Source organism: Neobacillus drentensis, from assembly GCF_036966985.1.
GTDB lineage: Bacteria > Bacillota > Bacilli > Bacillales > Cytobacillaceae > Neobacillus > Neobacillus drentensis_E.
In genome coordinates, this window is sequence record NZ_JBALSN010000025.1 from 1 (window position 1) to 10,501 (window position 10,501).

At 37.0% G+C, this 10,501-nt stretch carries 10 protein-coding genes; all 10 read left to right on the top strand.

The genetic code is table 11. The features are described 5' to 3' along the window. The coding region (locus V7659_RS01570) for a prolyl oligopeptidase family serine peptidase (RefSeq protein WP_335537663.1) at positions 1-227 on the top strand (227 nt) is incomplete at its 5' end. Between the two features lie 55 nt (positions 228-282). Next, positions 283-1,938 carry an alpha/beta hydrolase family esterase gene (locus V7659_RS01575; RefSeq protein WP_335537665.1) on the top strand — a complete coding sequence of 552 codons (1,656 nt, stop codon included), beginning with the start codon at positions 283-285 and terminating at the stop codon, positions 1,936-1,938. 98 nt (positions 1,939-2,036) lie between these two features. Next, positions 2,037-2,726: a TerC family protein gene (locus tag V7659_RS01580; protein WP_335537667.1), complete on the top strand. Its 690-nt coding sequence runs from the start codon at positions 2,037-2,039 to the stop codon at positions 2,724-2,726. A 222-nt stretch (positions 2,727-2,948) separates the two neighbouring features. Next, positions 2,949-4,199: a four-carbon acid sugar kinase family protein gene (locus tag V7659_RS01585; protein WP_335537669.1), complete on the top strand. Its 1,251-nt coding sequence runs from the start codon at positions 2,949-2,951 to the stop codon at positions 4,197-4,199. Further along, entirely contained in the window at positions 4,183-5,340 is a 1,158-nt protein-coding gene (locus tag V7659_RS01590) for an iron-containing alcohol dehydrogenase (protein WP_335537670.1), read from the top strand. The genes V7659_RS01585 and V7659_RS01590 overlap by 17 nt, the downstream gene beginning before the upstream one ends. Before the next feature lie 11 nt (positions 5,341-5,351). After that, positions 5,352-6,251: a 4-hydroxy-tetrahydrodipicolinate synthase gene (dapA, locus tag V7659_RS01595; protein ID WP_335537671.1), complete on the top strand. Its 900-nt coding sequence runs from the start codon at positions 5,352-5,354 to the stop codon at positions 6,249-6,251. A 13-nt stretch (positions 6,252-6,264) separates the two neighbouring features. Beyond that, positions 6,265-7,293 carry a 4-hydroxythreonine-4-phosphate dehydrogenase PdxA gene (gene pdxA, locus V7659_RS01600; RefSeq protein WP_335537672.1) on the top strand — a complete coding sequence of 343 codons (1,029 nt, stop codon included), beginning with the start codon at positions 6,265-6,267 and terminating at the stop codon, positions 7,291-7,293. Positions 7,294-7,310: 17 nt separating this feature from the next. Then, positions 7,311-7,751, top strand: a complete 441-nt coding sequence (locus tag V7659_RS01605) for a YhcH/YjgK/YiaL family protein (protein WP_335537673.1) — start codon at positions 7,311-7,313, stop codon at positions 7,749-7,751. Positions 7,752-7,781: 30 nt separating this feature from the next. Then, on the top strand, positions 7,782-8,948 hold the full coding sequence (locus tag V7659_RS01610; protein ID WP_335537675.1) for a sialidase family protein: 1,167 nt from the start codon (positions 7,782-7,784) through the stop codon (positions 8,946-8,948). Between the two features lie 101 nt (positions 8,949-9,049). After that, positions 9,050-10,321 (top strand): SLC13 family permease, encoded by a 1,272-nt coding sequence (locus tag V7659_RS01615; RefSeq protein WP_335537677.1) that lies wholly within the window; start codon positions 9,050-9,052, stop codon positions 10,319-10,321. The last annotated feature ends 180 nt before the right edge of the window (positions 10,322-10,501 follow it).

Below are 10,501 nucleotides of genomic sequence, written 5' to 3' on the forward strand. Positions count from 1 at the left end.
AATGTAGTCCGATTACATATGTAAATGCCGATTGTCCACCGATAATGATTTTGCACGGCGGCCAGGATCCTCTCGTGCCTATTGATCAAAGCGAGAGTCTTTACAAAGCCCTCGTGTCTTCTAATGCGGACGCGATGTATTTATCGTCTTCCCAGGCTAATCATGGCCCAACGATGGGAAATGAAGCGGATCAAATGGCCTATCAGTTCTTAATAAATAGACTGTAAAAAAAATTATATAAAATACTGACGATCATAATAGATTAACTCGGAAAGGATAACAATGGTGAAAAAATATTCAGGAAAATTCGAAGTATATTATTATATTTCAACATTAGCCAATTCATATACTCCTGCGAAGACCATTTACGTTTGTGCGCCTGATCGAGATGCTAGATCATATGAATCTGTCGAAAAATTTGCCATTAGCTCCGGCTGGCTTGAATTAGCTGAAGATGATGGTGCAGTTCTAGTTATGCCTATTGCAAAAAATGGTTGGCAGGCACAGAGCCCAACAATGATTGCAGAATTTTATAGTGAAACCAGGAAAAACTTTAAATCAAAAAATGGTAAAAGTATACCTGGCCGAGATGGATTCGTCTGGTGTTGGGAAACGCTTGTCTATTTGGTGGGCTACGAGGAAGGTGCAGTTTTTGCCGGAAATGTTACTGTTACAAATCCAAACCGTTTCGCCGGTGTTGCTCTTGTTAACGGTGTACCAAACGACTATATAGCCCGATCGAACCCTTCTGACCATTGGCTTGTTCGAAACGTTAGTTCTATTTATAATAAGAAAAATCACGATATTCCTGTTTGCCTTTGGATGTTTGGACAAAACGAAAATTTCGTAAAAGAGGCACTTGGATATTTTTCTGTGTGTAACCAAATCACCGCTCCTGCCGAGGTAGTTGAATATGATGGCATAAGCACAGGGGTTTATAAAAATTCAACTGAAGAAGCTGTTCAAATTAGAGTTTCTGTCGGAGAGTTTGAGGCTGCACCGGTACTCGCCAAGACAATTATGAATCAATTTTTCAACAAATTTATACGCTGGAAAAATGCTCCGGATGGTACTTTAAAACCACTTCTTAGCAAGGATGCCTTCAACGGATCCAATCGCTTTGAACATGACTCGGTAACAGTTAACAATAATAAGTACGATTTCTTCACTTATTTTCCAGAAGGAATGCGAGCGAAAAAGGTTCCGGGACTTCCGGTTGTATTTAGTCTTCACGGTAGAGGAGAACCTTCCTGGATTTTTTCTACCAAGAATGGCTGGGATAAGCTTGCTGATGAAACTAAGGAATTTATCTTGGTGTTGGTCGATTCACCCTTAAACATATGGTTGCTTGATAGAGATGGAGAAGTATTTGGCCAAATTATAGAAAAGCTTTATCAATCCTATTTAATAGACAAAACTAGAGTCTATCTTACTGGGTTCTCTAATGGAGGTATGATCACTCGTCAGGTAGGGAATCAACATCCGGAACTTTTTGCGGCAATTTCTCCGTGGAGCGCACCTTTTGCCGATCGTTTTGAAGAATTAATATCTAGCGGCTATGAGCTTCCCTGTTTTATTTTTACAGGTGATAATGACGAAAAAGTCCCTTTATGGGATAATTTAGACAGTTTGCTAGAGGATATGTTAAAAGTAAACAATTGCAGTATAAAAGAAGCCGATCCCCGTATTCATATGAGATATATCCCAGATGGGGTGTACAATGGTGATAACTACTACACTCAAAAAAACAAATATACGGATGGTGACCGTTTCCAGACATTTTTTTATAAAAACACTGATGGTCAGGTAAGAGTGTGCTTTACACTCATGAAAGACATGCCACACGGTGCTGTTTATGACCAAAGCCGTGCTGCATGGGCATTTTTGAAGCGTTTTAGCCGTCCGCAAGGTTCAAAAAAAGTCATTGATGCGGAGTAAAAATTTTAAGGTAATAATAGTTTACGCAACTAGATCAATCATCGAAAAAAATTGGACAAGCTGACACTCATTAATTTACAGAAAGAGGTTTGTAATAAATGGAGACAGAATTAATTGTAACCATATTAAAAATCATCATGATTGATATTATTCTATCTGGTGATAATGCCGTAGTCATTGCCATGGCAACACGATCTTTACCTAAAAATTTACAAAATAAGGCGATTTTCGCTGGTACGGCATTTGCTGTTATTGCCCGTATTATCCTTGCTGCGGTTGTTCTGATGATTATGGGGATCCCTTACATTCATGCTGTTGCTGGTTTATTGCTGGCATATATCGCATGGGGAGTACTGGACCAAGGTAAAGAGGAAGATGCTCACATAAAGAGCCATAACTCTATTTGGAAAGCAGTTGTTACTATTGCGGTTGCCGATTTAACCATGAGCTTGGACAATGTTGTTGCGGTTGCAGGGGCTGCTGGTGGTCATATGGGTCTATTAATTGCTGGGATTGCTATAAGTATTCCACTTATGATTATTGGTTCTAAATTTCTTGTTTACTTGATGGAAAAATATCCGATCATTATCTATATTGGGGCTGGTATTCTTACTTGGACAGCTGGAGAGATGATTTTAAAAGATAAAAGTTTAGATAAATTGGTTGATCTTCCACGTGGGACTATGTCTTATGTGATTCTAGCTATCGTAACAGCCATGATACTTGGAGCAGGTTTTGTTAAAAACCAAAGAAATGCAAGAAAAGTTAAAGAAAAACAAGCAGCATAATTATTGAGGGAAAGAGTGAAGTTTACTCTTTCCCTTTTTCTTTACTCAATTCTTTTAGCGAACCCCTTATTCGTTTCATATTTAAACAGTTATACGCGAATCTTTGAATTGTGGTAACGTTTTCAATAGAAAAGTTTCAAAATGTAACATTAATTATTATTATCATATTTTTTTAAGTAGAATATGAACCTATAATTCAATTATAAAGTAGGTGGTGAACATATGATAAGGGTACTTATAATGGCTGACGATTTTACGGGGGCACTTGATACTGGAGTCCAATTCTCTAATTATGGTGTTAAAACTGTAGTGACCTCTGATTTAGAGTTTGAATTTGGTGAAACTACAGATCAATTAGAAGTACTTGTCTTCAATACTGAAACAAGATATTTGAATAAATCTGAAGCATATGAAGTGATCAAGAAGATCGCCTTAAAAGTCAAAGAAGAAAAGATTCCATATATATTTAAAAAAGTTGATTCAGCATTAAGAGGAAATGTTGCTTCTGAGTTAAGAGCTTTGAGTGATGTTTTCGAAGATGTATCCATTCCCTTTATTCCGGCGTATCCAGAACAAAATCGCTTTAGTCGTGAAGGAGTATTACTTATAAATTCAATACCAGTAAGTGAAAGCGTTTTTGGACAAGATCCGTACGAACCAGTAACTGAAAGCCATATCCCATCTCTTCTACTAAAAGAAGCAGATTTAAATACTTATATTGCAAAAAAATATGAAATTCCCCCAAAAGAAGAAAGAATTTTGTTAATAGAAACTCACTCTGATGAGGAGATGTTATCTCTAGGGAATGAGCTATTAATGAATGATGCATTAAATATAACGGTGGGGTGTGCTGGGTTTGCTAAAGCATTAGCAAAAATAATTTTTAAAAATAGGGATACCACTCAAAACGATATTAAACTTCCATTATTGATTGTATGTGGAAGTGTGAATCCAGTAACAAAAAAGCAAATTGCATTTGCGGAAGTGAATGGATTTGAAAGAATATCCTTAGCAGTAGAGCAACTTTGGGATAAACAATATTGGGATACAGTAAAAGGGCAAGAAAATATCCATCAATATTTAAAAATGGAACAACCTTTCATGTTTGAAACATTTGGGAATGTATCGACAGATCAAGTCTATCAACTACCTGATCAAGGAAACGAACTAAGATTTAGGATCGGACAGTCACTTGGATACTTAGTAAAGAATCTTTTGTCAAATGGTATGAAGAGAACGATATTATTTACAGGTGGAGATACATTATATCAATCGATGAGAGTATTGGGGGTTACTGAAATTAAACCTCTGAAAGAATTATTCCCCGGAATTGTTCTTGGCAGCATTGATTTTAAGGATGAAAAACATTACGTCATTACTAAATCCGGCGGATTTGGTGATGAAGATCTATTTATTAAATTAGATGCATTGATTAGTGACAAAGGAGATGTTTATTATGTTAAATCAATATAATTTAAAAATGCCAACAAATGTGTTTGCAGGTTCAGATGCCATGCAAAACCTCCATACCATTATCAAAGACGGTGTGACAAAAATCACGATTTTTACAGATAAAGGCATACTTAAAGTTGGATTGCTAGAGGAAGTCATCCGTATTATAGAAAAGAATAATATCGAGTACGAAATCTTATCTGATATACCAACAGAGCCATCTTACATCGAAGCTCAAGAGGTTGTAGAACATTTTAAAGCATTGAACTCTGATTTTATCATTGGAGTTGGTGGCGGAAGTGTAATGGATATCGCTAAATTAGCATCCGTGTTATCTACTGATGATTATACTGTAAAAGATTTACTAGAGGATCCGTTAGTAGCTAAAAAACAAGTGACAACATTAATGATTCCTACCACAGCTGGTACAGGATCTGAAGCAACTCCCAATAGCATTGTAGGTGTACCTGAAAAGAATTTAAAAGTTGGTATTGTAAATGGTGAATTAATTGCTGACCATGTTATTTTAGATAGCAACATGATTAAAAATTTACCTAAACCTATTGCTGCAGCAACAGGTATTGATGCTCTAGCACATGCTATCGAATGTTTTACTTCAAAAAAAGCTAACCCAATCAGTGATACCTTTGCACTAGAGGCATTAGATTTAATTATGAATAACATTATTGAAGCTTGCACAAATCCAGATGCACTTGAAGCGAAGCGTAATATGTTATTAGGTTCTTTCTATGCTGGGGTAGCGATTACATCTTCAGGGACTACTGCTGTTCATGCCTTGTCTTATCCTTTAGGTGGAAAATATCACATTGCTCATGGTGTTTCTAACGCAATTCTACTAACACCAGTTATGAAGTTTAATGAGCCAGTTATTAAAGACCTTTTAGCTAAAGCCTATGATCGAGTTGTAAAAGGAACAAATGAAGAATTAACTGTAAATGAAAAGTCAAAATATATCATTGATTTAATCGAAAACATTGTGAAAACACTTGAAATTCCAACTAGCTTAAAAGCTTTCAATGTGCCGGAGGAAGATCTTGAAGGATTAGTCGAGGCTGGAATGGAAGTTCAAAGATTACTTGTGAATAATATGAGAGAAGTAACACCAGAAGATGCTCGTAAAATTTATCTAGAAATTATGTAGGAGTGATTCGTGTGCAAAACAAATTACAAGGAATTATTTCACCAATTGTTACACCCATGTATGACAATGAAGAAGTTAACTATGAAGAACTCGTCAATCAGGTGAATAGAGTCATTGAGAATGGTGTTCATGGTATTTTTGCGTTTGGTACGAATGGAGAAGGTTATATTTTAAGTGAAGAAGAAAAAGTGAAAGTCATGGAAACAGTAGTTGATACAGTAGCAGGCAGGGTTCCAGTTTATGCATCCACAGGATTAGTTGGAACTCAAGATACCATTCGCTTATCTCTAGAAGCAAAGCGTGTTGGTGTAGACTACTTATCAATCATTACACCTTATTTTGCAACAGCTACTCAAGAAGAGATCTATCATCATTTTAAGACAGTTGCTGAAGCGGTTGATATGCCAATTGTTTTATACAATATTCCAGCTAGAACGGGTAATTCTATTCAACCTGCGACTGTTGAAAAACTAAGTCACATTGACAATATTGTTGGTGTCAAAGATAGTAGTGGAAACTTTGATAATATCCTTCAATATATTGAAAGAACAAGAAATAGAGAAGATTTTTCTGTGCTATCAGGTAATGATTCATTAATATTATGGACGTTACTTGCTGGGGGAACTGGCGGAATTGCAGGATGTTCTAATGTTTATCCGTTTACTATGGCACAAATATACGAACAATTTATTAATGGTGATATTGAAGAAGCTCGTAAATATCAAGATTCTATCAGAAGTTTCAGAGATTGTTTTAAATTTGCGAATCCAAATACTGTGGTAAAAACAGCTGTTGAACTACTAGGCTATCCGGTAGGGAAGTGCCGTGCACCATTTAATCAAGTGTCTGATGAAGGGATTACAGCATTAAAATCAGTATTAAATGAAAATATTGAATTAGGAATGAAGTAGTTAGGAGGACATTATGAAAAAAATTATCGGAATAACAATGGGTGATCCTGCGGGTATCGGACCTGAAATTTCAATCAAAGCTTTTCAAAAGAAAGGCTTATATGAAAAATGTAACCCCTTACTAATTGGAGATAAAAGTATTGTCGAGAGATATTTAGAGAACTTCCCAGAGATTAATTTAAAAGTAAATGCCATTACTACACCGGAAGATGGATTGTATCAATGGGGAACAATGGATGTCATTGACTTAGCTTCTGTAGATGGATATGAATTACCAATTGGTGAAGTGTCTCAAGAGGCTGGAAATGCGGCATATCTATATGTGGAAAAAGTCATTCAATTAGCCCTTGAAGGAAAAGTAGATGCCACCGTTACGAATCCATTAAATAAAGAAGCGTTAAATTCAGCAGGACATCACTTTGCAGGTCATACTGAAATTTATGGAGAGCTTACAAATACGAATAAATTTTCTATGATGTTAGCTGATGGTGATTTGAGAGTTGTTCACGTTTCAACGCATGTTTCTTTAAGACAAGCCTGCGATTTAGTTAAAAAAGAGAGAGTATTAGATGTAATAAACATTGCTCATCATGCTTGTTTAAACTTGGGTATCGAAAATCCAAGGATTGCTGTGGCGGGATTAAATCCACATTGTGGAGAAAACGGATTGTTTGGTACGGAAGAAATTGATGAGATCATCCCTGCTATTGAAGCAGCTAAAAGTGAAGGGATTAATGTATTCGGACCTTTACCTGCAGATACTGTTTTCTCAAAAGCTCGTGGTGGAATGTATGATATCGTTGTGGTAATGTACCATGACCAAGGACATATCCCATTAAAACTTTTAGGGTTTGTATATGACAAAGAAGAAAATAAATGGAAAGAGGTTTCTGGAGTAAATATTACATTGGGATTACCAATTATCCGAACCTCAGTAGACCATGGAACAGCATTCGACCAAGCAGGTAAGATGACTGCGAGTGAACTTAGTCTTGAAAATGCAATTGATTACGCGGTACAGCTAGCAAATAATGCTAATTAAGAAACGAAGTGAATTGTGTGATAATAGATTTAATAGAAAATTTAGATGTATATAGATCATTAAATCCAAAATTCGCCAACGGTTTAGAGAAATTAAACGAAGTCGAAATAGAGTATCATAAGAGATTTAATTTTGATGGTGGTTATTTGTTCTTTCAGGAAGGAACTACGAATCCTATCGATGAAGGAACCTTTGAAGCACATAAAAAATATATGGATATTCAAATTGTTTTGGACGGATCGGAATACGTAGCCTGGACTCCCATTAATCAATTAGAAGTAGATGTAGAATATAATGCGGAAAAGGATGTAGTTCGATTAAACGGCAGTCCGAAAGAAATCATGAAAATCGATAAAGGTATGGCCTATATTTGTCTGCCTCACGATGGACATAAAGCGTTAAAACATATAAATCAAGCGACGAAATATAAGAAAGCGGTAATTAAGATAGAAATTTAATCAGAAAGATAGGGTGATTAGGTGATTAGTATGAGTAATACTAAATTAGTAGTTAACCAGTCAATTCCAAATGGTAAGTTATATCATAATGATTTTACAAATATTGATTTTTCTTTAATTCCATCTGGTCCTTTTCCAACCGCACATGCACCATCTATTATTAAGTTAGACAATGGGGATTTATTATGTGCATGGTTTGCAGGTTCATTTGAAGGCAGTCCCGATATTTCCATTGTATTATCAAAATTTGATCATGAAACAGAAGAGTGGAATGAACCGAAAGTTGTCTCGCAGGATGATACGCGTAGTGAGCAAAACCCTTCATTTTTCCACGCACCTGATAAATCAGTATGGTTAATCTATACTTCTCAGGAAGGCCGACAACCAGGTAAAGATAATATGCAGTTTACGTCTATTATTAAATATCAGAAAACATACGACAATGGTGAAACTTGGACAGAACCGGAAGTATTATTTAGCGAGCCTGGTACATTTGTTCGACAAGCGATTCAAGTATTAAGTAATGGCAGATGGATATTTAGCACGTGGGTATGTGAAGATTCAGAATTTGGTCTTACAAACGATCCTACCGTATTCCAAGTATCAGATGATGAAGGACTAACATGGAAAGAAGTACGTATGCCTGAAAGTAACGGACGAGTACATGCCAATGTTATCGAATTAGAAGATGGTCACTTAGTAGCATTTATGAGAAGTAGATTTGCGGATTATATTTATAGAAGTGAATCAACAGATAATGGAGACTCATGGACAGCGCCTGAACCAACAACTCTACCAAATAATAATGCAAGTATAAGTGCAATCAAACTTGATAACGGTGCCATTGCCATTGCCTATAATGCAAACGCTGCTAATAATCCTGAAAAAGGGAAAGTAGCATGGCCTGGATTAAGAAACCCGGTAGTGGTTTCCATATCTGAAGATGGCGGACATACTTGGCCAATTGGTCGAATTATTGAACATGCGGAAGGTTTCATTGGAGCAGAGAATAAAACGAATAATTCACAATTTGAATATCCTACTATTTATCAAGATGCAGAGAGACGATTACATTTAGTGTACGCATATAAGAATAGATTATGTGTAAAATATAATAGTTTTTCAGTTGAAGATATCTATGGTGAAAAACGTGAAAATGAAGGGGTTTACAATCCTACATCGGGAGAAATCAGTTAGATCGTAAGTTATTACCTGACCGCTTTGGGATAAAACCAATTTAACAAAATATCCAGTTAACTTGGTTATTAAGAGAGGAGAAATAAGATATGACATTGCACATGATTCTTGCCCTTGGTATCTTGATCCTAATGATTGGATTGATTATGTCAGACAAGATGGCATTCGGCGCACCACCAATCCTGGCCTGCCTTCTGCTAGTAGTCACCGGTTTGTCTACTGTCCAGGAGGCCTTCGCAGGCTTCATAAACCCAAGTGTTATCATGATTGCTGGCTTTATGGTTGTTATGGCTGGACTAATGAAGACTAGCTTGATTGGTAAGGTTCAGGCCTCTATGCTTGCTTTGGTAAATAAGGGCGGTTATAAGAGCTATGCTCTTTTGCTCGTGGTAGTTATGCTTGGTGCCAGTTTACCAGGTGCCGGTGCCACTGGTTACTATGTACTCATTTTATCCTTGATATCTACTATCCCTTACAATAAAAAAATGCCTACGTCTAAACTGATGATGCCTTTGGGGTTTGCTACTAACCACCCTTTGATTCCTTTCAATGTAGCACTCTTCTATGGTGTTACTGTCAGCGTACTGGAAACGGCAGGTTATCACGACGGGCTTTCTATGACGAAATTTGCTGTAGTGAATTTCATCCTGGCTCTTGGGTTCTTAGCATGGAGTTTGGTTGCTTATCGTCTTCTACCAGATCATCCAATTTCGGAAGATTCCGTAATGGATGAGGTGGCAGCTACGGCTGAGATTGTGGCTATGCCTGCATGGAAAGAATATACTACCATCGTTCTATTTGTCCTTAGTGTTATTGGTATGATGCTAATGAACCAATTGGGCAATGCTTCCTATGTAATCCCTGGTCTTGCAGGAGCAGTCTTACTAATCATCAACGTACTTGACTTCAAGGAAGCTCGCGACAATATGGGTGCACCTGTAATCCTTATGATGGCTGGTGTTATCGGCGTTGCTGACGCTCTGGCTAACTCTGGATTTACGGCTATGATCGGAAAGATTGTGGCGGATTCATTAGGTACTAATATCAGTCCATTCATTCTTATCTTGATCTTCGCACTTCTAACTAGTACCTGTGCTACATTTACTGGTTCAAATATGGGTTCTGTATTCATCTTTGCGCCAATCGCTATTGCAACCAGCCTCAGTTTGGGACTTAATCCTGTTGCTGCCGCAGTTGCAGTTGTAGTATCTGGATGGAACGGCGGGTACATGCCAATCGATGGTATGCCTGCTATGATTTTAGGCATGGGTAAATATAAGCTTCCACAGTTCTGGTTGTTCTCAGTACCTATGTACCTGATCCGTATTGTTGTGCTATGTTTAGGTGCTATGCTTATATTCCCTGTAAACTGATAAAGTGGGACAAGAAAATGAAATCGCTTTAAAAGTTTCAAACAAAAACCAATAATAGCAAAAAACACTCAGTCAGGTAATTTTTGCCGTCTGGGTGTTTTTTTTGTTGATTCGGGGGGGCAGACCCCGCTTAAGAGAAACTTATCTAATTTTGTGGAAAAAAGGGATATTTCCTGCGAA

Excerpts from the sequence above, each read along its gene's own strand:
- V7659_RS01575 (WP_335537665.1), top strand. The coding sequence starts at position 283 with ATGGTGAAAAAATATTCAGGAAAATTCGAAGTATATTATTATATTTCA.
- V7659_RS01580 (WP_335537667.1), top strand. The coding sequence starts at position 2,037 with ATGGAGACAGAATTAATTGTAACCATATTAAAAATCATCATGATTGAT.
- V7659_RS01585 (WP_335537669.1), top strand. The coding sequence starts at position 2,949 with ATGATAAGGGTACTTATAATGGCTGACGATTTTACGGGGGCACTTGAT.
- V7659_RS01590 (WP_335537670.1), top strand. The coding sequence starts at position 4,183 with ATGTTAAATCAATATAATTTAAAAATGCCAACAAATGTGTTTGCAGGT.
- pdxA (WP_335537672.1), top strand. The coding sequence starts at position 6,265 with ATGAAAAAAATTATCGGAATAACAATGGGTGATCCTGCGGGTATCGGA.
- V7659_RS01610 (WP_335537675.1), top strand. The coding sequence starts at position 7,782 with ATGAGTAATACTAAATTAGTAGTTAACCAGTCAATTCCAAATGGTAAG.
- V7659_RS01615 (WP_335537677.1), top strand. The coding sequence starts at position 9,050 with ATGATTCTTGCCCTTGGTATCTTGATCCTAATGATTGGATTGATTATG.